Source organism: Frigoribacterium sp. Leaf186 (assembly GCF_001423905.1).
GTDB lineage: Bacteria > Actinomycetota > Actinomycetes > Actinomycetales > Microbacteriaceae > Frigoribacterium.
Genome location: NZ_LMPQ01000006.1, coordinates 89,527 through 113,036 on the forward strand (window position 1 = coordinate 89,527; position 23,510 = coordinate 113,036).

16 protein-coding genes are annotated in these 23,510 nt (G+C 72.8%); 10 read left to right on the forward strand and 6 right to left on the reverse strand.

Annotated features, from left to right (window positions below; translation table 11 throughout):
• Positions 1 to 123: 123 nt before the first annotated feature.
• The gene (locus ASG05_RS05775; protein WP_056258692.1) at positions 124 to 684 is read right to left on the reverse strand and encodes a hypothetical protein; all 561 of its coding nucleotides are present in this window, start codon (positions 682 to 684) and stop codon (positions 124 to 126) included.
• A gap of 113 nt (positions 685 to 797) precedes the next feature.
• On the opposite strand from ASG05_RS05775, the gene ASG05_RS05780 reads away from it, so the two are divergent.
• Positions 798 to 1,922, forward strand: coding sequence for an SDR family oxidoreductase (locus ASG05_RS05780; RefSeq protein ID WP_056258695.1), 1,125 nt, complete (start codon positions 798 to 800; stop codon positions 1,920 to 1,922).
• A gap of 316 nt (positions 1,923 to 2,238) precedes the next feature.
• A complete protein-coding gene (locus tag ASG05_RS05785; protein ID WP_056258814.1) occupies positions 2,239 to 3,900 on the forward strand; it encodes an alpha-amylase family protein in 1,662 nt (553 codons plus the stop codon).
• 116 nt (positions 3,901 to 4,016) lie between these two features.
• On the opposite strand, the gene ASG05_RS05790 is transcribed toward ASG05_RS05785, so the two are convergent.
• Positions 4,017 to 5,453 (reverse strand): APC family permease, encoded by a 1,437-nt coding sequence (locus ASG05_RS05790; RefSeq protein WP_056258698.1) that lies wholly within the window; start codon positions 5,451 to 5,453, stop codon positions 4,017 to 4,019.
• Positions 5,454 to 5,620: 167 nt separating this feature from the next.
• Between ASG05_RS05790 and ASG05_RS05795 the strand changes: the two genes are divergently transcribed.
• The gene (locus ASG05_RS05795; RefSeq protein ID WP_369814039.1) at positions 5,621 to 7,276 is read left to right on the forward strand and encodes a molybdopterin-dependent oxidoreductase; all 1,656 of its coding nucleotides are present in this window, start codon (positions 5,621 to 5,623) and stop codon (positions 7,274 to 7,276) included.
• Between the two features lie 153 nt (positions 7,277 to 7,429).
• A complete protein-coding gene (locus tag ASG05_RS05800; protein WP_056258700.1) occupies positions 7,430 to 7,729 on the forward strand; it encodes a putative quinol monooxygenase in 300 nt (99 codons plus the stop codon).
• 66 nt (positions 7,730 to 7,795) lie between these two features.
• Here the strand turns inward: ASG05_RS05800 and ASG05_RS05805 are convergent, their stop codons facing one another.
• Positions 7,796 to 11,308 carry an SNF2-related protein gene (locus tag ASG05_RS05805; RefSeq protein WP_157490090.1) on the reverse strand — a complete coding sequence of 1,171 codons (3,513 nt, stop codon included), beginning with the start codon at positions 11,306 to 11,308 and terminating at the stop codon, positions 7,796 to 7,798.
• A gap of 352 nt (positions 11,309 to 11,660) precedes the next feature.
• On the opposite strand from ASG05_RS05805, the gene ASG05_RS05810 reads away from it, so the two are divergent.
• A complete protein-coding gene (locus tag ASG05_RS05810) occupies positions 11,661 to 12,503 on the forward strand; it encodes an HAD family phosphatase (protein WP_082486487.1) in 843 nt (280 codons plus the stop codon).
• The gene (locus ASG05_RS05815) at positions 12,500 to 15,007 is read left to right on the forward strand and encodes a glycoside hydrolase family 65 protein (protein ID WP_056258706.1); all 2,508 of its coding nucleotides are present in this window, start codon (positions 12,500 to 12,502) and stop codon (positions 15,005 to 15,007) included. Before ASG05_RS05810 ends, ASG05_RS05815 begins: the two co-directional genes overlap by 4 nt.
• A gap of 156 nt (positions 15,008 to 15,163) precedes the next feature.
• Here the strand turns inward: ASG05_RS05815 and ASG05_RS05820 are convergent, their stop codons facing one another.
• On the reverse strand, positions 15,164 to 16,696 hold the full coding sequence (locus ASG05_RS05820) for an MFS transporter (protein ID WP_056258820.1): 1,533 nt from the start codon (positions 16,694 to 16,696) through the stop codon (positions 15,164 to 15,166).
• A 74-nt stretch (positions 16,697 to 16,770) separates the two neighbouring features.
• Here ASG05_RS05820 and ASG05_RS05825 point away from each other — a divergent pair, with 74 nt between their 5' ends.
• Both ASG05_RS05825 and ASG05_RS05830 read left to right on the forward strand, forming a co-directional pair.
• Positions 16,771 to 17,436: a TetR/AcrR family transcriptional regulator gene (locus ASG05_RS05825; RefSeq protein ID WP_056258708.1), complete on the forward strand. Its 666-nt coding sequence runs from the start codon at positions 16,771 to 16,773 to the stop codon at positions 17,434 to 17,436.
• Between the two features lie 146 nt (positions 17,437 to 17,582).
• Positions 17,583 to 20,153, forward strand: coding sequence for a carboxylate--amine ligase/circularly permuted type 2 ATP-grasp protein (locus tag ASG05_RS05830; RefSeq protein WP_056258710.1), 2,571 nt, complete (start codon positions 17,583 to 17,585; stop codon positions 20,151 to 20,153).
• A 22-nt stretch (positions 20,154 to 20,175) separates the two neighbouring features.
• On the opposite strand, the gene ASG05_RS05835 is transcribed toward ASG05_RS05830, so the two are convergent.
• On the reverse strand, positions 20,176 to 20,532 hold the full coding sequence (locus ASG05_RS05835) for a hypothetical protein (RefSeq protein ID WP_056258712.1): 357 nt from the start codon (positions 20,530 to 20,532) through the stop codon (positions 20,176 to 20,178).
• A gap of 98 nt (positions 20,533 to 20,630) precedes the next feature.
• On the opposite strand from ASG05_RS05835, the gene ASG05_RS05840 reads away from it, so the two are divergent.
• On the forward strand, positions 20,631 to 21,857 hold the full coding sequence (locus ASG05_RS05840) for a hypothetical protein (protein WP_157490091.1): 1,227 nt from the start codon (positions 20,631 to 20,633) through the stop codon (positions 21,855 to 21,857).
• Positions 21,858 to 21,974: 117 nt separating this feature from the next.
• Positions 21,975 to 22,733, forward strand: coding sequence for a hypothetical protein (locus ASG05_RS05845; RefSeq protein WP_056258718.1), 759 nt, complete (start codon positions 21,975 to 21,977; stop codon positions 22,731 to 22,733).
• Positions 22,734 to 22,806: 73 nt separating this feature from the next.
• Here the strand turns inward: ASG05_RS05845 and ASG05_RS05850 are convergent, their stop codons facing one another.
• The gene (locus tag ASG05_RS05850) at positions 22,807 to 23,481 is read right to left on the reverse strand and encodes an HAD family hydrolase (RefSeq protein WP_056258720.1); all 675 of its coding nucleotides are present in this window, start codon (positions 23,479 to 23,481) and stop codon (positions 22,807 to 22,809) included.
• Positions 23,482 to 23,510: the final 29 nt, after the last annotated feature.

Below are 23,510 nucleotides of genomic sequence, written 5' to 3' on the forward strand. Positions count from 1 at the left end.
CCCGTCCGTCGAGTCTAGGAGGCGCGGGCCGCGTCGGGCACGACCGTCACCTCGCGCAGTCCCCGCTGGCCCGGCAGGTCTCGCGGGCGCCGCCGAGCCCGCTGGTGTCGCCGGTCCCCGAGGTCAGGACGCGTGGTCGGAGTCGTCGTCGTCGCGGTCTTCCCGCGACTCGCCCGAGTCTCTCCGCTCGCGACCGGCGTCGGCCATGTCGCGACGCCCGTCGACCGAGCTGCCGTGGTCGACCCTCGAGGCCGCATCGTCGCCGTCGAGCTCGGCCGCGTGGGCGCGGGCGTCTCGCTCGGCCTGCGCAATGAGTTCGGGGTCGTCGTCCATGTCGTCGTGGCCACCGGCGAACGGGGTCTGCGTCTGGGCGACGATCGCCTGCGAGGTCGACCCGAGGATGACGCCCGGGTCGACGCCCTTCTCGTGCGCCAGCGCGGCGGTGAGGCCCGCCGCCAGGCTGCCGCCGGCGGTGCCGAGGGTCGCGACGACGTCCTCCTGCCGGGCGGTGAACGGTTCATCGGTCAGTTCGCCAACGACCTCGCGCAGGTTCTCGTCGCTGGCCTCGACGGCCTCCGGGTCGCCCTGCGTGATGGCCGCGGCCTGCGACACGACGGCGAGCGCCAGGGCGGCGGCCTCTTCCTCGGGCGTCCGGGCGGTGGGCTCGTTCGTGTCCTGATCCATGGGCCGACCGTACGCCCGGCGCGTCGGGCTCCTTGTCAGGTGTGAGCCCCCGGGGTACGGGCCGGTCGGCCCCGGGCGGGAATGCCGGGGGACGCCCGCGGCTTGGGGCACAGATGAGCTCCACCGAGACACCCCAGACCGACAGCACCCGGCCCCAGAGCCCCGACACGGCCCCCGGCACCGCCCTCGTGGTGGGTGCCAGCGGCATCACCGGCACCGCGCTCGTCGAGCAGTTGACGCGCGAGGGGTGGGACGTCCTCGCCCTCTCGCGCCGCGCCTCCTCGTCCGCGGGCGTGACGGGCATCGCTGCCGACCTGACGAGCGCCGAGAGCCTGCGCACCGCGCTGGCGGACGCGAAGCCGACACACGTCTTCTTCGCCGCCTGGCAGCGGCGCGACACCGAGGCCGAGAACATCGCGGTCAACGGCGCCATGGTGCGCGACCTGCTGGCCGCCCTCGACCACGCGCCCCTGCGGCACGTGTCGCTCGTCACCGGGCTGAAGCACTACCTCGGCCCGTTCGAGGCCTACGGCAAGGGCGACATGCCCGACACGCCCTTCCACGAGGACGAGGAGCGCCTGCCCTACCCGAACTTCTACTACGCGCAGGAGGACGAGCTGTTCGCGGCCGCCGAGCGCCAGGGCTTCACCTGGTCGGTGCACCGTTCGCACACCGTCATCGGCTTCGCCGTCGGCAACGCCATGAACATGGGGCTGACCCTCGCCGTGCAGGCCGCGCTGAGCACGCGCCTCGGCCGCCCGTTCACGTTCCCCGGCAGCGAGACGCAGTGGAACTCGCTCGTCGACGTCACCGACGCCGGAGTGTTGGCCGAGCAGATGATCTGGGCCGCGACCGACCCGGCCGGCGCCGACGAGGCGTTCAACATCACGAACGGCGACGTGTTCCGCTGGCGCTGGCTGTGGCCCCGCCTCGCCGGACACCTCGGCGTCGACCCCGCGCTCGTCGAGGGGTTCGAGGGCGAGCCGCGGCCGCTCGAGCAGCAGATGGCCGGCCTTGAGCAGGAGTGGCGCGACCTCGTCGCCGAGCACGACCTCGCCGAGCCCGAGCTGTCGCGCCTCGCCTCGTGGTGGCACACCGACGGCGACCTCGGCCGCGACATCGAGGTCGTCACCGACATGGGCAAGGCGCGCGACGCCGGGTTCACCCGGTACCGCCGCACCGAGCAGACCTTCGTCGACCTGTTCGAGCGCTACCGCTCCGCCCGCCTGATCCCGTAGGGGCGGCAGGCCGAGGAGGCGCGGGGCCGCAGGCCGAGGAGGCGCGGGGCAGCAACCGGGGCCGTGCCGGGCGGCGGCCCAGGAGGCGCGGGGCGGCAGCCGGGGCGGCGTGCGGCGGCCGCACGGGCGATGCACAGGGGATGGCCAGGGCCGCGCGCCCCGGGCGTCGGTACGGTCGGCGAAAGCGACCCACCCGAGACGGAGCCGACATGACCCGCCCGACCCGCGCCTCCTGCGCCGCCCATCCGACCGCCTCCCGCCCCGCCGCGTGCCCGACCGCCTCGCGCCGCCCCGCGACGACGACGGCGACGATTCGATGAGGGTCACCGACACCAGCGACCTGTGGTGGAAGACCGCCGTCTTCTACAACCTCGACGTCGAGACGTACCTCGACTGGAACGACGACGGCGTGGGCGACCTCGAGGGGCTCGCACACCGTCTCGACCACCTCGCCGAGCTCGGCGTGACGTGCCTGTGGCTGGCGCCGTTCTACCCGTCGCCGCAGCAGGACAACGGCTACGACATCTCGGACTACTACGGCGTCGACCCGCGCTACGGGCACCTCGGCGACTTCGTCGAGGTGGTCCGCACCGCGAAGGACCGCGGCATGCGGGTGATCGTCGACCTCGTCGTGAACCACACGAGCGACCAGCACCCGTGGTTCCAGGCCGCGCGGCGCGACCCGGAGAGCCGGTTCCGCGAGTACTACCAGTGGCGCGACGACGTGCCCGACGACCAGCCCGAGAACATGTTTCCCGACGTCGAGGACGGCGTCTGGTCGTTCGACGAGACCGCCGGCCAGTACTACCGGCACTCGTTCTACTCGCACCAGCCCGACCTGGCGACCCACCGGCAGGCGGTGCGCGACGAGATCGCGAAGGTCATCGGCTTCTGGCTGCAGCTCGGCATCGACGGGTTCCGCGTCGACGCCGTGCCGCACCTGATCGACACCGAGGACGGTGCCGAGCACGAGTTCCTGCGGGCCCTGCGCGGGTACGTCTCGCGACGCAGCGGCAGCGGCATGATGCTCGGCGAGGTCAACCTGCCCTACGACGAGATGGTCGCGTTCTTCGGGGAGGACGACGGCGACGAGCTGACCATGCAGTTCGACTTCGTGGCCAACCAGGCGCTCTACCTCTCGCTCGCCCGGCAGGACGCCGCGCCGCTGGCGGCCGCGCTCGCCGACCGGCCGGCCCTGGCGCGAAGCAACCAGTGGGGCAACTTCGTCCGCAACCACGACGAGCTGACCCTCGACCAGCTGAGCGAGTCCGAGCGCGACGAGGTCTTCGAGGCGTTCGCCCCGCTCGAGTCGCAGCGCATCCACGGCCGGGGCATCGTGCGTCGCCTGCCGCCGATGCTCGACGGCGACCCGCGGCGGGTCCGCATGGTCTACAGCCTGATGTTCTCGACGCCGGGAGCGCCCGTGCTGTTCTACGGCGAAGAGATCGGCATGGGCGAGAACCCCGAGGTCTCGGGCCGCGGCGCCGTCCGCACGCCCATGCAGTGGACCGACGAGCCCGGCGGTGGCTTCTCGCGCGCCGACGCCGACGACCTGGTCGCCCCGGTCGCGGCCGAGGGCTGGGCGCCCGAGCACGTCAACGTCTCGCGGCAGCGCCACGAGCCCGACTCGATGCTGCGCTTCGTGCAGAACCTGATCCGGCACTACCGCGCCTCGCCCGAGATCGGCTGGGGCGACCTCACCGTGCTGGACTCCGGTCACGGTTGCGTGCTGGCCCACGCCGTCCACGGCAGCACGGGCACGCTCGTCGCGCTGCACAACTTCGCACCCGACGGCCGCTCGGTCGACCTCGACCTGGGAGCACTCGACCTCGACGGCTCGGCGAGGGTCGTCGACCTGCTCGCCGACCTGGCGACACCCGAAGAGCTGGCCGCCGACGGTCACCTGCGCGTCGAGCTCGAGGGCTACGGGTTCCGCTGGCTGCGCGTGCTGCGGCCGGGCGAGAAGCGGCTCGTCTAGCGGCCCGACCCGACGACCCAGGACGCGACGACCCGACGACCCGAGGAGGCGCGGTGCCGGTGACGAGACCGGCGCCGCGCCTCCTGTGTGCCTGACCCGCGCCTCCTGCGGTCTCGCTACGCGCCGGGGTCGACGCGCTCGGCGTCGGCGATCGCGTCGCTCGGCACGGGCTTGCCCCGGCGCGACACGAAGGTCACGAGCCAGAGCAGCACGCCGATCGCGAGCAGCCCGCCGGCGATCGTGTACTGCTCGGCGCCGCGACCGGACGACACCGGCAGCACGAGCCACAGGCAGGCCACCACGCCGATGATCGGCAGCACCGTGCCCGCCCGGAAGTGCCGGTGCGTCACGGTGTCGCGGCGCAGCACGAGCACGACGACGTTGACCAACGTGAAGACCGACAACAGCAGCAGCGACGTCGTGCCGCCGAGCACCGCGACGATCGGCGATTCGGGCGAGAGCGAGACGTAGCCGATCAGCAGCAGGCTGAGCGCCGTGGTGAAGACGATCGAGGCCCACGGCGTCTGGCGCTTCGGGTGCACCCGGCCGAGGAAGCCCGGCAGCACGCCCTGCTTGCTCATGCCGTAGAGCAGGCGGCTGGCCATCATCATGTTGATGAGGGCGCTGTTGGCTACGGCGAACATCGAGATGAACGGCAGCAGCTGACCGATCGGGAAGTCCGGGGCCGCCGTGTTCACGACGGTCACCAGTGGCGTCTCGTTGTCGGCCAGCTCGCCGATCGGCACGATGGCGACGGCGCAGATCGACACGAGCACGTAGATCACGGCGGTGATGCCGAGCCCGGTCAGCATGACCTTGGGGAAGATCCGGCTCGGGTCCTTCGTCTCTTCGGCCATGTTGACCGAGTCCTCGAAGCCCACCATCGCGAAGAACGCGAGCGACGTCGCCGTGCTCACGCTCAACAGCAGCGACTTGTCGCCGGGCGTCTCGAACAGCACCACCTGACCCCAGTCGGCGTTGCCGCCCGCGATGAACCAGAAGCCGATCAAAATCACCATGACGAGACCCGACAACTCGATCAGCGTCAGCACGACGTTCGCCTTGACGCTCTCGCTCACGCCTCGGAAGTTCACGGCCATCACCAGCAGCATGAACGCCATCGCGATCAGCATCACGGCCGAGTTCGACAGCTCGACCCCGATGCCGGCCGCCAGGTTCGCCGCGAACGCCCGCGACGCCGTCGACGCGCTCGTGATGCCCGAGCACATCACGACGAAGCAGACGATGAACGTCACGAAGTGGATGCCGAACGCCTTGTGCACGTACAGGGCCGCACCCGCGGTCTGCGGGTACTTCGTCACGAGCTCGAGGTACGAGAAGGCCGTCACGAGGGCCACGGCGAACGCGATCAAGAAGGGCAGCCACGCCGCGCCGCCGACCTCGGCCGCGACCTGGCCGGTCAGAGCGTAGACGCCCGTGCCGAGGATGTCCCCGACGATGAACAGCAGCAGCAGCTTCGGCCCGATCGCCCTCTTCAGCTCGGTCGGACTCTCGCCCGTGTCGGTCGTGGGCTGCTGGTTCGTCGTCGACATGCTGACCTCCGGGGCGCATCGGTGTGTCTCGGGCGTTCCGGTCATCCTGCTCCCGTCGCGGCCGGGGCGGAAGAGCCGGGAGCACATCGTCACGGCCCGGAAACACCGGCGCCGGCCCGGCCCGAGGACGCAGGCGGTTCACGAACACCGCGACGTACCCTGGGCCCATGTCGGTCCGCCTGTCCCCACCCCCGTCGTCGACGCCCGGCCCCGCCCCGACGCCCGGTGCCACCGACCCGATGACCCCACGGGCCGCCGGCCTCTGGGCCGCCCTCGTCGGCATCGTCTCGATGGCCGCGTTCCTCGCCGCCGCCGAGGTCGTCGCCCTGGCCACCGGCCCGACCGGCAGCCCGCTCTTCGCCGTCGGCTCGGCCGTCATCGACCTCGCCCCCGCCGGGGTGAAAGACACCATGGTGTCGCTGTTCGGCACCGGCGACAAGGTCGCACTCTTCGTGCTGATGGGCGTGCTGCTCGTCGTCATCACCGGCGCGGCCGGCTACGGCGAGTACCGCCGCCAGCCGATCGGCAAGGTCGCCTTCGTGGCGGGCGGGGCGCTCGCCGTGGTGGCGGTCCTGACCCGCGCGGACGCCGGCCAGGTGGACGCCATCCCGAGCCTCGTCGGCACCTTCGCGGCCGTCGTGCTGGTCGACAAGCTGGCCTCGCGCCTCCGTCGGTGGGTCGGCTCGACCTCGCCGGGCTGGGCCGAGCAGACGCAGCCCGTGCCTCCGTTGCGCGGGGCCGGCCTCGAGCGCCGGTCGTTCCTGACCTACACGGCGGTCGCCGGCGTCGCCGCGGTCGTCGTGGGCACGGGGGCCCGGGTCGTCAACGCGGGCCGAGCGAATGCGGCGGCGCTGCGGCGTGCCCTGACGTTGCCGAGCGCGAGCGTGACCGAGGCCGCGGTACCGGCCGGCGCCTCCCTCGACGTCGAGGGCATCACCCCGTACGTGACGCCCAACGCCGACTTCTACCGCATCGACACCGCGTTGCAGGTGCCGTCGATCGACCCGGCCGACTGGAGCCTGCGCATCCACGGCCTGGTCGACCGCGAGGTCACGATCTCGTTCGACGAGCTGCTCGCGCTGCCGCTCGAGGAGCACATGGCGACCCTCAGCTGCGTCTCGAACGACGTCGGCGGCGACCTCATCGGCAACGCGCTGTGGCTCGGGTACCCGATCCGGTCGCTGCTCGAACGCGCGGGGCCGAACGGCGGCGCCGACATGGTGCTCTCGCGCAGCATCGACGGCTTCTCGGCGGGGACGCCCCTCGACGTGCTGCAGGACGACGAAACCGACGCCCTGCTCGCCGTCGGCATGAACGGGCAGCCGTTGCCGATCGAGCACGGGTTCCCGGTGCGGATGGTCGTGCCGGGCCTGTTCGGCTACGTCTCGGCGACGAAGTGGGTCGTCGAGATGGAGGTCACGCGCTTCGCCGACGCCCAGGGGTACTGGACGCCCCGCGGCTGGGACGCCCTCGGGCCCGTCAAGCTCGAGTCGCGCATCGACGTGCCCCGCGACGGTGGCTCGGTCGACGCGGCGACGGTCTCGATCGCCGGCGTGGCCTGGCAGCCGCACACCGGGGTCGAGGCGGTGCAGGTGCGCATCGACGGCGGGTCCTGGCTCGACGCGACGCTCGCCGACTCGGTCTCGGCCGACACCTGGCGCCAGTGGGTCTACCGGTGGGACGCCGCGGCGGCCGGGTCGGGGTCGCACACGATCGACGTCCGGGCCCGGGGCGCCGACGGCACCTGGCAGGCCGAGGAGTACGTCCAGCCGGCACCGAACGGAGCCGAGGGCTGGCACCGGGTGACGGTCGACGTCGCCTGACCCGTCCCCGGCGCCGCTCGGCGACGCCGCCGCGACGCCGTGAGGCCGTGACGCTGTGAGGACGTCAGGAGGCGCGGGTGCCAGGGTGGGAGGGCGCGGCCCGTCCGCCGCGCGGCCCGCCCCCGGGGCCGCCGCCCGATCGAAGGAACCCCCATGCCCACCACCGTCCACCTCGAACTGCACGTCGACCCCGCCCGCCTCGACCTCGCCCACGAGATCGCCCGCGAGACGCTCGTCGCCACGCGCGCCTGGCCCGGCTGCGAGGGGCTCGAAGTGCTGATCGACGACGCCGACCCGTCGGTCATGATCGTCGTCGAGAGCTGGGCCACCTCGGCCGACCACGACGCCTACGTGGCGTGGCGCGCGACGCCCGAGGGAGCCAACCGCCTGCCCGAGGTGCTCGTCGCCCCGCCCACCACCCGGTCGTTCGCCGAGACGGTGCCGCTGGGCTGAAGGCTTGGGCCGCTGGCGCTGGCGCTGGCGCCGGCGCCGGCCGGCCCGGACCGACCCGCCCCGCCGTCAGGCGTCGAGCAGGCCGCGGATGTCGTCGGCCGTGAGCGCCGCGCTGAACACGGCGTCGTCGTCCATCACGGCGTCGAACAGCTGGGACTTCTGCGCCTGCAGGGCGAGCACCTTCTCTTCGATGGTGTCGTTGGCGATCATCCGGTAGACCATGACGTTGTCGGTCTGGCCGATGCGGTGCGTGCGGTCGACGGCCTGCGCCTCGGTCGCGGGATTCCACCACGGGTCGAGGATGAACACGTAGTCCGCCTCGGTGAGGTTGAGCCCGAAGCCGCCCGCCTTCAGGCTGATCAAGAACGCCGGGGCGTCACCCGTCTTGAAGCGGTCGATCACCTCGCCGCGCCTCCGGGTCGAGCCGTCGAGGTACTCGTAGGCGACGCCGCGTCGTTCGAGCCGGGCGGCCACCTTGTGCAAGAACGTCGTGAACTGGCTGAAGATCAGGGCGCGGTGCCCCTCGGCGACCACGTCGTCGAGTTCGTCGAGCAGCTGGTCGAGCTTGGCCGACGGGATGTCGGCGTAGGCCTCGTCGACGAGCGAGGCGTCGAGCGAGAGCAGCCGCAGCAGGGTCAACGACCGGAACACGATGAAGCGGTTGCGGTCGAGGTCGTCCATGAGGCCGAGCAGCTTCTGCCGCTCGCGCTGGAGGAAGGCGTCGTAGAGGTCACGGTGCGCGGGGTCGAGGTCGACGCGGAGGACCTGCTCTTGCTTGGCGGGCAGGTCGGACGCGACCTGCTCTTTCGTCCGCCGCATCATCAGCGGTCGGATGCGGCGGCGCAGCCGCTGCAGCAGCTCGGGCGCCTCGCCCGTGGCGATCGGCTTGACGTAGTCGTCGGCGAAGCGGACGCTGCTGCCGAGCAGGCCGGGTGCCACCACGTGCAGCAACGACCACAGGTCGGTGAGGCTGTTCTCCAGCGGCGTGCCCGTGATCGCGAGCTTGAACGGCACGTCGAGGTCGACCGCACAGCGGTGCGCCTGCGAGGAGCGGTTCTTGACGAACTGGGCCTCGTCGAGGATCAGCCCGGCCCAGCCCTCGGCCTGGTAGGCCGCGAAGTCGAGGCGGAACAGCGCGTACGACGTGACGACCACGTCGGCGCCCTTGGCCAGGTCGTGCACCGAGCCGCGCCCGCCCTTCGCCTGGGTGGCGGTGACCGCGCGGACGGTCAGGCCCGGGGTGAACCGGGCGGCCTCGGCCACCCAGTTCGACACGACCGACGTGGGGGCGACGACCAGGAAGGGCGCAGGCGTGGTGCCTTCGCCCGCGGGGACGGGTGACGCGGCGGGGACGGGCGACGCGGCGGGGGCCGGCGACCCGCCTTGGGCCGGTGAGGCCGCCGCCTCGCCTCGTGCCCGCTCGGCCTCGCGGACGTGTGCGACGAGCGCCAGGGTCTGCAGGGTCTTGCCGAGTCCCATGTCGTCGGCGAGGACGCCGCCGAGCCCGTGCTCGTGCAGGAAGGCCAGCCAGGCGAACCCTTCGTGCTGGTACGGACGCAGGGTCGCGTCCACCGAGGCTGGCACCGGCACGGCCGTCGCGGCGTCGAGACCGCCGGACTCGGCGAGGGCCAGCAGCCCGCCGACGGCCCGCTGCCACTCGGCGGCCGGGATCGTCTCGTCGGCGAGGTCGTCGAGCTCGGACCAGAGACTCGCCTGGTAGCGGTTGATGCGCGGGGCGACCTGCCACTCGTCGAGGGCCGAGGCCTCGTCGATCAGCCGCTTCAGCTCGTCGAAGGCCGGGTGGTCGAGCGAGAGGTACGAGTGGTCGACCAGCAGCAACTTCTTGCGACCCTTGGCGAGGGCGGTGATGAGCGGCGTGAAGGGGACCGTCCGGCCCTCGACCGTCACCATCACGCCGAGGTCGAACCAGTCGCGCTTGTCGGTCGGCATCGTGGTGATCGTCAGTCGGGGCGTGTCGGTCAGCTCGCGGTAGTCCGGGCGCGTGCCGACGAGGTCGACCCGCAGGTCGGGTCGCGCCTCGAGGGCGGGCAGCGTGCCGGTGGCGAACTCGGCCGCGGTCACGCCCGTCAGCACCTGGTCGCGGGGGACGACGTCGAGCTCGCCCAGGTCGGGCACGGGGGAGTGGACGGTCAGCGGCCGCAGTCCGCCGTCGATCGTCCACCCCCAGGCGAGGCGGATCGTCTGGGCCTTGTCGAACCCGACGGTCAGCGTTAGCATCGGCGGCACGATCGTCGGGAACTCGACCGAGGCGTCCGAGCTGACGACGTCGACGTTCCGTCGCAGGGTCGGGTAGTAGTCGCGCAAGAACTCGGCCGAGTCGCCGGCTGGCACGACCACCTCGGGGGTGATGGTCAGCAGGCGTCGCTGTTCGTCGTCGAGCGGGGACGCGGTCGGTGCGAGGGTGAAGGTCAGCACGGGTTCGTGCGCGACGCACCAGACGCCGTGGTCGGCGATCACCCCGGTCGACTCGGCACGACGGGCCACGCCGTCGACGGTGACACCGGCGGTCAGCAGCATCGACCCGTCGTCGCCCCGCACGGCGTCGACCGTGACGCGGGCCTCGTCACCGACCACGACGTCGGTCGACCGCTTGCCCGTCACGAGCGAGACGCCGAGCCGCTCGGCCTCGGCGAGCAGGGGCCAGAGCAGCGGGCTCGCGAAGTCGTCGACGAACAGCCAGTCGGCGTCGCCGGGCGTGTAGGTCGAGACGGCCGAGCGGTGCAGCGCCGCGAACTGGCCGAACCAGGCGTGCTGTTCGGGCTCGATGGCGAGCCGGTTGAGCTGGTAGGGCAGCGACGACCACGTCAGGTTGCCTCGCACCCAGTTGCCCGTGCCGCTGAGGGTCACGGGTCGCACGCCGAGTCGCTGGACGGTCGGGCCGCCCTGACGGCGTGCCGAGGGGGCGACCGCCCGCCCCCGGGTCGAGTGCGCCCGGTCGCGGAGCTCGAACAGCAACCCCATGCGCGTCGTCCGAGCCGAGGAGGCGCGGGTGGGCCGCCCGACCGCCCCCACCGTCGACCGCCAGTCGCCCGTACCCGTGCCGGGCCGTGCGGCGCCCAGCGCGGTCACGCCCCCGGTCGTGAGGTCGTCGGCGCTGGGCGACGGTGCGCTGCGGTCGGCCACGGCGCGGGAGTTGCTCTGCAGCAGGGTCGCCGCGACGTGCTTGCAGTCGCTGCCGATCGGACAGCTGCACCGACTTCGGACCGGACGGCTGTACTCGCCCCGGGTCGCCCGCAGGTCGACGACGACCTGGTAGGGAGTCGTCTCGGCGCCGCGGACGGTGCCTTCGAGTCGCTCGTCGGCCGGGTGCCACGTGGTCTCGAGCACGGCGCCGTCGCGGACGTACTCTTTGGCCCGGTTGAACGCCCGGGGACCCACGAGCCGGATGACGTCGACGGCGTCGACGAGCGGCACGGTCGTCGAGTGGACGGGCCCGTCGGCGTCGTCGGGGTCACCGCCCGAGGCGTCGCGAGCGGCACCGGAGCCGGCGGCCGGGAAGCTACCGTGCACGTCGAACTCGTCGCCCAGGTCCATGTCGCCCATGATGTCAGCCGCCACCGACAGCTCGACCGCCCTCCACAGCCCGGAGAGCCGCCCCCAGGCAGGCCGGAGGCGACGCGACGTCCTGTCCCCAGGGAGGCCGTCGTCCACACCCCGGACGAGTGGCTAGGTGTCCGGCCGGAGCGGTGCCACACTTGACCCGTGCGGTTCACCCCGCACCACCCTCGTCGGCGCAGCAGCTGGCTCGCATCACCCCCGCTCGTCCCGTTGCCCCGCCTCAGTCCCGCCCCGCCTCAGTCCCGCCCCGCCACAGTCCTGCCCCCGCATCGCTCCCGCCTCACCGGCACCGGGCCGTCGTCGCCCCGGTGCCGATCATCCTGCCCCCACGCTCGAAGGGACCGGCACCCCCGTGTCTTCCGCCACGCCCCGCGATGCCTCGCGCCTCGCCCACCTCGACGCCCTGCTCTTCGACCTGGACGGCGTCCTCACGCCGACCGCCGAGGTCCACATGCGCGCGTGGTCCCGGCTCTTCTCCGAGTACTTCGCCGCGCACGACCTCGCGCCGTACACCGAGGGCGACTACTTCGAGCACGTCGACGGTCGTCCCCGCTACGACGGCGTCCGCGCCATGCTCGCCGCCCGCGACGTCGTGCTGCCCGAGGGCTCGCCCGACGACGGCCCCGACGTCGAGTCGGTCTGCGGTCTCGGAAACCGCAAGAACGCCGCCTTCGCCGCCGAGCTCGACGAGAACGGCGTCACGCCCTACCCGGGGTCGGTGGCCTTCCTCGACCGCGCCATCGCCGAAGGCGTGCGGGTCGCCGTGGTCTCCAGTTCGCGCAACGCCGTCCCCGTCCTCGAGGCCGCCGGCCTGCGCGACCGCTTCGACGTCATCGTCGACGGCGTCGTCGCCGCCGCCGAGGGCATCGCCGGCAAGCCGGCCCCCGACACCTACCTCGAGGGCGCCCGCCGCCTCGGCCTGACCGCCGACGACTGCGTCGTCGTCGAGGACGCCCAGTCGGGCGTCGAGGCCGGCCGCCGTGGGGCCTTCGGCCTCGTCCTGGGGGTCGACCGCGGCACCGGTGCCCAGACCCTGCTCGACTTCGGTGCCGACCTCGTGGTCGACGACCTCGGCACGCTGGTCGGGGCACTCGACCGAACCCGTGCCTCCTCGGCTCCGAACCCCGGCCAGGCGACACCGAGCACCCCCTCGAACAGCAGCAGCAGCACCGGCACCACGGAGGCACAGTCGTGAACCACATCACGTCCGACCCGCTCGATCGTTCGAGGTTTCCCGTCGACGAGTGGGCGCTCGTCGAGGACGAGTACATCCAGGGTGACGAGGGCCTGACCGAGACCGTCTTCGCGGTCGGCAACGGCTACCTGGGCCTCCGCGGCAACCCCGACGAGGGCCGCGGCGGTCACTCGTTCGGTACCTTCGTGAACGGGTTCCACGAGACCTGGCCGATCCGGCACGCCGAAGAAGCCTTCGGCTTCGCCCGCGTCGGCCAGACCATCGTCAACGTGCCCGACGCCAAGGTGATCCGCCTCTACGTCGACGACGAGCCGTTCGTGCTCTTCGAGGCCGACATCCTGCGGCACACCCGGCGCCTCGACTTCCGTGACGGCGTGCTCGTCCGCGAGATCGACTGGCGGACGCCCTCGGGCAAGCGCGTTCTGGTCACGAGCCGTCGCCTGGTCAGCTTCGAGGACCGCCACCTCGTCGTGATCGAGTACGAGGTGACGATGCTCGACTCGTCGGCCTCGTTGCTCATCTCGAGCCAGATCCTCAACCGTCAAGACCTCGGCGACCAGTACCACGCCGGCATGCGGGCCGCGGCCGAGGCGTTCGACCCGCGCAAGGCCGAGTCGTTCGACGACCGCGTCCTGCAGCCCGTGCTCAAGCGCAACGGCGGCACGCGAGCCGTGCTCGGCTACCGGACGACCAACTCGGGCATGACGATCGCGGTCGGGGCCGACCACCGCATCGAGACCGACGCCGAGTGGGACCAGTCGTCGCAGATCGACGACGACATCGCCAAGCACGTCTACCGGGTCAAGGCCCAGGCCGGCCAGAAGGTGCGGCTGGTCAAGACCATCAGCTACCACACCAGTCGGGGCGTGCCCCCGCGTGAGCTGGCCGACCGGTGCGACCGCACCCTCGACCGGGCGTCCGAGACGCCGACCGCCGAGATCTTCGCGCACCAGCGGGCCTGGCTCGACGACTACTGGCAGCGCAGCGACGTGCAGGTCGCCGGGCAGCCCGAGATCCAGCAGGCCGTCCGCTGGAACCTCTTCCAGCTCGCCCAGGCCACGGCCCGCACCGACGGCCAGGGCGTCGCCGCGAAGGGCGTCACGGGGTCGGGCTACGGCGGCCACTACTTCTGGGACACCGAGATCTACGTCCTGCCGTTCTTGACCTACACGTCGCCGAACGTCGCTCGCAACGCCCTGCGCTTCCGCCTCGGCATGCTCGACGCCGCTCGCGACCGTGCGGTCGAGCTCAACCAGCGCGGGGCACTCTTCCCGTGGCGGACGATCAACGGGCTCGAATCGAGCGCCTACTACGCGGCCGGCACGGCGCAGTACCACATCGACGCCGACATCAGCCACGCGCTCAGCCAGTACGTCCAGGCGACGGGCGACGAGGACTTCCTGCAGCGGGGCGCGGTCGACATCCTGGTCGAGACCGCCCGGCTCTGGGCCGACCTCGGCTTCTGGCGCTCGAACGGCGACCAGCGGTTCCACATCGACGGCGTCACCGGGCCCGACGAGTACACGACCGTGGTCGACGACAACCTCTACACGAACGTCATGGCGCGGGCCAACCTGCGTGCGGCCGTCCGGGCGGTCACCCGCCTGAAGGACGACGCGCCGGTCGCGTTCGACCGCATGGTCGCCCGCCTGGGTCTCGAAGAGCACGAGATCACGGGCTGGCAGCTGGCCGCCGAGGCCATGCACATCCCCTACGACGACCACCGGGGCATCCACCCGCAGGACGCGCAGTTCCTCGACAAAGAGCTGTGGGACCTCGAGGCCACCCCGGCCAACAAGCGTCCGTTGCTGTTGCACTACCACCCGCTGGTCATCTACCGCTTCCAGGTGCTCAAGCAGGCCGACGTCGTGCTGGCGCTGTACCTGCAGGGCGACGAGTTCACGCCCGAGCAGAAGCTGCGCAACTTCGAGTACTACGACGCGCTGACGACGGGCGACTCGACCCTGTCGGGCGTCGTGCAGTCGATCATCGCGGCCGAGGTCGGTCACCACCAGCTCTCGCAGCAGTACTTCCTGTCGTCGCTGTACGTCGACCTCGCCGACCTGCACAAGAACACCTCCGACGGCGTGCACGTCGCCTCGACGGGCGGCATCTGGAGTGCGCTCGTCAACGGCTACGGCGGCATGCGCGACTGGCTCGGGTCGTTCACGTTCGACCCCCGCCTGCCGTCCGACTGGGACGAACTGTCGTTCCGGGTCTCGATCAAGGGCAGCCGCCTGCGGGTCGACCTCGCCCAGCACGAGATCGTCTTCACGATCGAGACGGGCGACGCGGTGACCGTGGCCGTCCGAGGCGAAGAAGTCCACGTGTCGCCCGATGCGCCGGTCCGCGTGGCGCTCGAGGGCCAGGGCCCACGCATCACGACGCCCGTGCCCACCACGAGCGACCTGCGAGGCCTCATGCGCGCCGACGGCTCGGTCATCACCGCGTCGATCCCGACCATCAGCGTCGACCGCTACGACGAGGACGAAGCCGCGTCCTGACGGGCGAGGCGTCGTGACGGGCGACGCGTCCTGAAGGGCGCGGCGTCCTGACCGACGCGGCGTCGTGACCGGCGCGACGTCCGTCACCGACACGACCCGCGCCTCCCCGGCCCCGAGGGCTGAGGAGGCGCGGGTCGTCCGCGTGCGCGGCTCGCGTCAGTGCACCGGCACCGGGGCGTCGACGGCGGGCGAGGTCGACGGGTCGACCTGGTCGGTCTGCGGCACGCGTCGGCGGAACACCAGCGCCGCGACGACCGCGCCGACGGCGAAGAACCCGGCTCCCCACCAGTACGCCGTGGCGTAGCCGGTGACCGCGGCCTCGGCGGCGACGGCTCCGGTCGCGGGCAGGTGGTCGGCGACGTAGTTCGCGGCCGCGGTCGCGGCCAGCGTGTTGAGCAGTGCGGTGCCGATCGAGCCGCCGACCTGCTGGCTGGTGTTGACCATGGCCGAGGCGACGCCCGCGTGCCCGCGGTCGACGCCGAGCGTGGCGGTCTGGATCGACGCGGGCATGATCGAGCCCATGCCGAAGCCGAGCACCATCAGGGCCGGCAGGACGTTCGCGGCGTAGGTGCTCTCGAGGTCGAGTCGGGTGAGCAGCAGCATGCCGATCACGCCGAGCGTCATGCCGAAGGGGACCATGACCTTCGGCCCGAAGCGCGGCACGAAGATGTTCGTCGACAGTTGGGCCGCGAGCACGAGCATGGCGATCATCGGCAAGAAGGCGAGCCCGGTCTTCGTCGGGGTGTAGCCGAGCGAGGTCTGCAGGTAGTAGGTCACGAACAGGAAGATGCCGAACATGCCGGCGCCGGCGATGGTGACCGAGGCATAGGCGGCCCCGCGGTTGCGGTCGAGGACGATCGACAGCGGCAGCAGGGGGTGCTCGGCCCGACGCTGCCACGCCACGAACGAGCTGAGCAGCACGACGGCCGCGACCAGGAACCCCCAGGTCAGCGGTGAATCCCAGCCCTGGGTCTCGGCGTTCGAGAACCCGTAGACGAGCGAGAACAGGGCGCCCGAGACGAGCAGCGTGCCGGGCACGTCGAGCTTCGGGCGCGGGCCGGTGCGGGTGACGTGCGACACGAAGATCGCGGCCCCGACCACGGCGACGGCGGCGATCACGACGTTGATGTAGAGGTTCCAGCGCCACGAGGCGTACTGCGTCAGGAACCCGCCGAGCAGCAGGCCGATCGCGCCGCCGGCCCCGGCGATGGCGCCGAAGACGCCGAAGGCCCGGGCGCGCTCCTTGGGGATCGTGAAGGTCGTCGTCAGCACGGCCAGCGCGGTCGGGGCGAGCAGCGCGCCGAAGGCACCCTGCAGGGCGCGGGCGAAGACGAGCAGCCCGAAGGTGCCGGCCGCACCGCCGAGGGCCGAGGCGAGGGCGAAGCCGATCAGGCCGATGATGAAGGTGCGCTTGCGACCGATCAGGTCGCTGACGCGTCCGCCGACCAGCAGCAGGCTGCCGAACGCGAGCGAGTAGGCGGTGATGATCCACTGCCGGTCGCCGTCCGAGAAGCCGAGGTCGGTCTGGGCGGCGGGCAGGGCGATGTTGACGACGGTGGAGTCGAGCACGACCATCAGCTGCGCGAGCGCGACCGTGGTGAGGGTCCACCAGCGCCGTGACGACGGCGGGGTGGGCGAGGACGAGGAGGCGCGGGTCGCGCCGTCACGGGAGGTGGAGGCCTGAGACATGAGCGCGAGCATATACGAGTCCCGACAGTTTCGGATACAGCCAGTTTCGTAAACATCCGATGTAGAGTCACCCCATGACCGACAGGGAAGGCGAGGCGACGACGCCCGCCGAGGCCGAGCCCGCGACGCCCGCGACGCCCGGGCGACCCGGGCGCAAGCGCGACCACAGCCGCGACCCCGAGATCCTCCAGTGCACCATCGACGTGCTGGCCGAGACCGGGTTCGAGGGCATGACCATCGAGATGGTCGCGGCCCGCGCCAAGGCCGGCAAGGCCACGCTCTACCGTCGCTGGGCGTCGAAGGGCGAACTCGTCGTCGACGCCGTGGCCTGCCTCAAGCGGGGTGCCGTCGATCTCGACGACCTGCCCGACACGGGCACGTTGCGGGGCGACCTCGTCGCGATGATCAAGCCGCAGAGCATCGACGAGGCCGAGAAGAAGATGCGGGTCATGGCCGGCGTGGTCACGATGCTCTCGACCACCCCTGAACTGGCCGAGGCGGTCGACGCCGCGATCGTCCAGCCCCGCGCCGAGGCCAACCGACTGCTCATGCGCCGTGCCCTCGAGCGGGGCGAGATCTCGGCCGACGCCGACATCGAGGCGCTCGCGCTCGTCACGCCGTCGATGGTGTCGTACCGGGTGCTCGTGCTTCGCAAGCCTGTCGACCGCGAGTTCCTGATCGGACTCATCGACGGCGTGCTGCTGCCCGCCGCGGGGGTGCGCCAGACCGCCGAGGTCTGACCCGGCCGACGACCCGGGCGGTGACCCGGCCGACGACCCGGCCGGTGATGCGGCCGGTGACCCGGCCCGCGCCTCCTCGTGTTCCGATCATGTGAACTCCTCATGAAACCGGGGACGCGGTGGGGACGCGCCCCTACTGTGCAGGCATGAGCGCAGAGCTGACGCTGGGGGCCGAAGAAGAGCTGCACCTGATCGATCTCGAGACGGGGCGGTTGTCGGCCCGGGCGCCGCACCTGCTCGCTCGCCTTCCTGCCGACCGCTACGGGGCCGAGCTGCAGCGGACGACGGTCGAGACCAACGTGCCCGTCGTGACCACGCTCGACGACCTGCGCCGCGAGATCCTGACGCTGCGGCGCGACCTGGTCGAGGTGACGAGCACCGAGGGGCTGGCCATCGGGGCGGTCGGCACGGCGCCCCGCAGCGAGTTCGCCGACTTCGAGCTCACCACGACCGGTCGCTACGGCCGCATGCACGAGCAGTACCGGCTGCTGGTCGACGAGCAGCTGATCTGCGGCCTGCAGATCCACGTGGGCGTGGCCGACCGCGACCTGGCCGTGCAGATCGCCGGGCGCATCGCCCCCGTGCTGCCGGCCCTGCTCGCCCTGAGCGCGAGTTCGCCCTACTGGAACGGGCAGGACACCGGGTACGCGAGCATCCGCTCGATCATCTGGCAGCGCTGGCCGAGCGCCGGGGCGACCGGGCCCATGGCCGACGCCGCAGAGTACGACCGCCTGCTGGCCGACCTCATCGACACGGGCGTGATCGCCGACAGCAAGATGGCCTACTTCGACGTGCGCCCGTCGAGCCACGAGCCGACCCTCGAGCTGCGCACCTGCGACGCGTGCCCACTGGTCGACGACGCCGTGCTGATCGCCGGGCTGTACCGCGCCGCCGTCCGTCGGGCCGAGACGGACGTCGAGGCCGGTCGACCCGCCGAGCACCGGGCCGCACCCCTGCACCGCGCCGCGATGTGGCAGGCCGCGCGCAGCGGGCTCGGCGGCGAGCTGCTCGACCTCGAGCAGCACCCGTCGCGGCTGCCCGCGGCCGAGGCGGTCCGCCAGCTCGTGACCCGGCTGCGGCCGCAGCTCGAGGAGTTCGGCGACTGGCAGACCGTGACCGACCTGGCGGAGGCGACGCTCGCCCGTGGCAACTCGGCCGACCGGCAGCGCGCCGCGTTCGCCGAGCGGGGGCGGCTCGACGACGTGGTCGACCTCGTCGTCCGCGAGACGCACGGCCCGGCCGCGGGGCTCGACGCCCCCACGCCGACCCTCGTCGGGTACCGGTTCCGCGCCGGCGACGAGGCGATCGGGCCAGGGCTGCACCCGCGCCCGGCCTACCGTGACGTGGCCGGGTTCTTCCAGGAGCTCGGGCCGACCGAGGCCCACGCCCGCGCCGTCGCCCGTGACGCGTGGTGCGAGCAGGCGGGGCTCGGCTTCGGGGTCGGGGGCGACCACCGGGCGTTCCACTGCGACCTGGTGCCCCGCATCGTCACGCGCCACGAGTGGAGCCAGCTCGAGGCCGGCCTCACCCAGCGGGCCCGGGCGATCGAGGCCTTCCTCCGCGACGCCTACGGCGAACGCCGGGTCGTCGCCGACGGTGTGCTGTCCGCCGAGCAGGTCGTCGGTGCGGCGGGCTGGCGGGACGAGGCCTCGCGACTGCCCGTGGACGCGGTCCGGGCGCCGGTGCAGGGCTTCGACCTGGTGCGGAACGAGCTCGGCGGCTGGCGGGTGCTCGAGGACAACGTGCGCTCGCCCAGCGGGGCGGCGTTCTCGATCGCCGTGCGGCGGCTGCTCGACGAGGTGGTGCCGGACGCTCCGCGGCCGGCGGGGCTGCTCGACCCGACGAGCGTGTTCGCGGTGCTGCGGGCGACGTTGCTGGCGCACGCCGCGCCTCCTCGGGATGACGACGGTGGCGACGGTGGCGACGGTGCCACCCGCGTGCCGGTCGGGGCGATCCTGTCCGAGGGGCCGACGAGCTCGGCCTGGTACGAGCACCGCACCCTCGCCGAGGGGGCCGGCCTGCTGTTGCTGCAGGCCGACGACGTCGAGGTCCGGGAGGCGCGGGTCGTCGACCGCAGGACGGGCACCGTCGTCGACGCCCTCTACCTGCGCCTCGACGGTGAGTTGGTCGAGCTGCATGCGCCGCACGACCCGCTGCTCGGCGAGCACCTGATGGACGTGGCGGCCGCGGGCGACGTCGTGCTCGCGAACGCCCCCGGCAACGGGCTGGCCGACGACAAGGCGATGTACTGCGCCGTGCCCGACCTGATCTGGTACTACCTGGGCGAGCGTCCGCTGCTCGAGTCGGTGCCGACCTACCGGACGGGCGACCCGGCCGAGCGGATGGCCGTGCTCGAGCGCGTGGGCGAGCTGGTCACCAAGCCGGTCGACGGCGAGGGTGGTCGGGGCGTGCTGATCGGTCCGTCGGCGAGCGCCGCGGTCGTTGCCGAGCGCCGGGCCGAGATCGCCCGGGATCCGGCGGGCTGGGTCGCCCAGGAGGTCGTCACGCTGTCGTCGCACCCGACCCTGACCTCGACCGGGCTGCAGCCGCGACACGTCGACCTGCGCTGCTTCGTCTACCTGACCGGCACCGGTGCGGGCGAGAGCGTGCTGGCCGACCTGGGGCTCACCCGGGTCGCTCCCGAGGGCAGCCTGATCGTCAACTCGTCGCAGGGCGGGGGAGCGAAGGACACCTGGATCGTCGGGGACGTGAGCTGACGCAGGGCCCGCGCCGCCCGGGTCAGAAGGGCCCGGCGGCCGTGGCGATCGCCTCGAAGAGGGCGGTGGTGTCGTCGTCTCGGCGCTTGACCGAGGTACCCACGGTGCCCCCGGGGGAGTGCACCTCGGCCGCGACGCGGCTGCCGCGGTCGGAGGCCGTGAAGTCGAGTCGCACGGCGTCGGCGACGCTCGCGGACGCCGACCGCCGCAGCAGGGTGGCGCCCGATTCGTCGGCGTCGCTCAACGAGAACGTCGGGCTCGCCTGCAGGGCCCGGCGCACCAGCCCGGGCAGCATCGCCACCGGCAGCTTGAGGTCGAGCGTCGCCCGGGTCACCTCGGGGTCGCCTCGGACGATCTGGGGTCCACGCGTGTCGGCCATGGTCGGAGCGTAGCGCCGACCGTCGGGTCGTGCGTGCGGCAGCGGCGACCATCTGTGAGGATTCCTCGCCCAGGAGGGCCGGCCCGTACGCTGTCGGCATGAGTGAACCGACCCCTCTGCCTGCTTCGAGCGGCACGCCGTTGCCGCCGCCGCGGTCCGCCGACGAGATGCGGGTCGCCAGCGAACGCATCGACGAGCTGGCACGGGTCGCCGAACTCCGCGGCATCGACGACATCGACGCCCAGGCCGACCTCTGGGACGCGATCTTCGCGCTCGACCGCTGGTGGTTCGTCGCCCGCGGCGAACTGCCCGACGTGCAACCGCTGGTGGCCGAGGTCGACGGTCGTCCGATGGTGCTGGCGTTCACGTCGCCCGAGCGGGCACGGCAGCACGGCCTCGCACGAGGACTGCCGGACGACGAGGCCGGCCGACTGCTCGCCCTGCCCTCCGCCGGATTCGTCGACGACGCCGCGGCCCTCGAACGGACAGGCGTGTTCGGCGTCCTCGTCGACGTGCAGGGCAGGGGCCCCTTCGCGCCGCTCGGAGCGCTCGAGGCCATGCGCCGCTTCGGCCTCGACAGGCAGGCGCGACGCGGGAAGGCTGCCGAGGCGCCCGCGGACCGTCGACCGGGTCGCCCCGCGTCCGACGACGCGCCCGCCGACCGCTTCGCGCTCCCGACCGACCCGCCGGTGCTCGTGGCCGCCCACGACGGGCGTCGGCTGCGTCGTCAGCTGGTCGGTTCCGGGCTCGGCGTCCTGCTCGCCCTCGCGTTGATGGCCGCCCTCGTCACCTGGTCGATCACGAGCACGGGGTGGCTGTGGTTCGTCGTGGCCCTGTGGGTGCTGCCGACCCTGCTGCCCGTCGCGACCTTCTCCGAGTACGTCGGTGCGGCGCGTCGTCGCGGCAGCCGGTTGCTGGCGGTCCACGCGTCGGCGATCGTGATCGACGGCAGCGTCGTCGTGCCGTGGAGTTCCGTCACGCGCGTGAGTTGGGTCGACGGGCCGGCCGAACCCCTGGCCGGCGGTACCGGTCGATCGATGCGCCGGGTCTCGTTCGTGGCGCGCCTGTTCGCGATCGGCGACGGCAAGCGGCTCGTCAACGTCCACCTGCGGGACCACGACGAGGTGCGTCGGCACGCCGGCGGCGCGGGGACGACCCGTCTCGTCGACCCGACCCGGGCGACGCCCTCGCTGCCGGCCGACGCCGCGCACGCGTACGTGGTCCTGACCGACGCCCTCGGCCCGAAGGACTTCGCGGCCCTGACCACGGCCCTCCGTGGCATGGTCGAGGCCCGCGGGCTCGGCTGGGCACGCGCGGCGGAGTAGCCGGACGAGTCGGCCCGACGGGCCCGGCCCGGTCGGCCCACGTCCGCCCGGCCCGGTCGGCCGCCGTGTCCGGCTCCCGTCCGGTCGCCGCGCACCGGGTCGCCCTACGCTGGGTCGATGCCGAGCCCCGACCCGTCGACCCGCCGCCGACCGAGCGGCACCGCCGCCCTGACCTGGGGCGTCGTGCTGCTCGCGATCGCCGTGGTCGGCTCGCCGATCGGGGCGTCGGTGCTGCTCGTCGGCCTCGTGGCGCCGGGGCGCCAGTCGTCGGTCGACGTCGTCGTCGCGCTCGTCGTCGTGGCCGTGCTCGTCGCGGGCGGTGTCGTGCTCGTGCGCATCGGGGTGACCCAGAGGAGGCGCGCGCGGCTCGAGCGGGTCGTCGACCGGACCGCCTCGCCGGCCGGTCGCCCGGGGTCGACCGTCACCGCGCCTCCTGCGGTCGCACCCGTGGTCGGGGCACCCGTCCCGGCTCCCGTCCCGACCCCCGGCCCGGCGGACGCACCGCAGGAGCGGATCGCCGCGATCGTCGCCGACGACCCCGTCGCCCTCTGGCGCTCGGCGTTCCGCCTCGAGGCCTGGTGGTTCGTCGACCGCGGCACCGCGGGGGCGTCGAAGCCCTTCGCCGTCGTCGACGAGGGCACGCCGACGCTGCTCGCCTTCACGTCACCCGAGCGCGCCCGCGACGCCGCGCTCGCCCGGGGGCTCGACCCCTCGGCGGCCGACCGGATCGTCTGGCGGGCACCCGCCGACTTCGTGGCCGACGTCGGCACCTACACGCGGGCCGGGCTGAAGCGGCTCGCGCTCGACCCCGACCAGCACGGGGCGTCCGGCACCCTGGCGACGCTGCCCGAGATCGCACGGCTCGTCCGGCGCTGAGGGCCGGCGCCGAGGGCCGGCGCCGAGGGCCGGTGCCAGCGGCCGGCAGTGCCGTCCGACGCGGACGACCGCGTCAGAGCCCGGGGAACGCCTCGGTCAGCGACGTGAGCACGGCGTCGGCCCCGGCCTCGCGGAGTTCGTCGACCGAGTGCTTGCCGCTCGCGACGCCGATGCCCGTCGCCCCGGCCGCGTGGGCGCTCGTGACGTCGTGCGGGGTGTCGCCGACGACGAAGACCTCGGTCGGCGACAGGTCGTGGCCGACGAGCAGCGACGCCTTGCGGATCGCGGCCCGGGTCGCCTCGGTCCGGTCGGGGCTGTCCGAGCCGTAGCCGCCGAAGACGAACCAGCGGCCGAGCCCGGCCGGCTCCATCTTCGTGCGGGCCGCGCCCTCCATCGCGCCCGAGATCACGCCGAGGACGACGCCCGCGTCGCTCAGCGCCCGCAGCGCCTCCTCGGCTCCGTCGAGCACCCGGTACCCCTCGGAGGTGCGGATGTCGTCCGCGAGGTGCCAGAGGTAGGCCGCGTAGAGCGCTGCCATCTCGGCGTCGGTCGGCGTGCGCCCCATCACGCCCTCGAAGGTCTGCCGGCCGACCTCGGGGTCGGTCTCGCCCGCACTCGTGTGGTCGCCGATGTCGGCCGCCACGCCGTGCAGGTGGTCGAAGGCCCAGGTCCAGCTGCGTCCGCCGGCCCCGCCGGTGTGCACGAGGGTCTCGTCGATGTCGAACAGAACGGCCAGTGGTTTCTGCATCGTCCCGGTCTACCGGCCCCGTCGGGCGG

What these genes read in the sequence shown, in the direction of transcription:
- ASG05_RS05800 (WP_056258700.1), top strand. Translation starts at nt 7,430, where the DNA reads ATGCCCACCACCGTCCACCTCGAACTGCACGTCGACCCCGCCCGCCTC.
- ASG05_RS05820 (WP_056258820.1), bottom strand. Translation starts at nt 16,696, where the DNA reads ATGTCTCAGGCCTCCACCTCCCGTGACGGCGCGACCCGCGCCTCCTCG.
- ASG05_RS05780 (WP_056258695.1), top strand. Translation starts at nt 798, where the DNA reads ATGAGCTCCACCGAGACACCCCAGACCGACAGCACCCGGCCCCAGAGC.
- ASG05_RS05795 (WP_369814039.1), top strand. Translation starts at nt 5,621, where the DNA reads ATGTCGGTCCGCCTGTCCCCACCCCCGTCGTCGACGCCCGGCCCCGCC.
- ASG05_RS05830 (WP_056258710.1), top strand. Translation starts at nt 17,583, where the DNA reads ATGAGCGCAGAGCTGACGCTGGGGGCCGAAGAAGAGCTGCACCTGATC.
- ASG05_RS05790 (WP_056258698.1), bottom strand. Translation starts at nt 5,453, where the DNA reads ATGTCGACGACGAACCAGCAGCCCACGACCGACACGGGCGAGAGTCCG.
- ASG05_RS05775 (WP_056258692.1), bottom strand. Translation starts at nt 684, where the DNA reads ATGGATCAGGACACGAACGAGCCCACCGCCCGGACGCCCGAGGAAGAG.
- ASG05_RS05840 (WP_157490091.1), top strand. Translation starts at nt 20,631, where the DNA reads ATGAGTGAACCGACCCCTCTGCCTGCTTCGAGCGGCACGCCGTTGCCG.
- ASG05_RS05785 (WP_056258814.1), top strand. Translation starts at nt 2,239, where the DNA reads ATGAGGGTCACCGACACCAGCGACCTGTGGTGGAAGACCGCCGTCTTC.
- ASG05_RS05825 (WP_056258708.1), top strand. Translation starts at nt 16,771, where the DNA reads ATGACCGACAGGGAAGGCGAGGCGACGACGCCCGCCGAGGCCGAGCCC.
- ASG05_RS05850 (WP_056258720.1), bottom strand. Translation starts at nt 23,481, where the DNA reads ATGCAGAAACCACTGGCCGTTCTGTTCGACATCGACGAGACCCTCGTG.
- ASG05_RS05845 (WP_056258718.1), top strand. Translation starts at nt 21,975, where the DNA reads ATGCCGAGCCCCGACCCGTCGACCCGCCGCCGACCGAGCGGCACCGCC.
- ASG05_RS05835 (WP_056258712.1), bottom strand. Translation starts at nt 20,532, where the DNA reads ATGGCCGACACGCGTGGACCCCAGATCGTCCGAGGCGACCCCGAGGTG.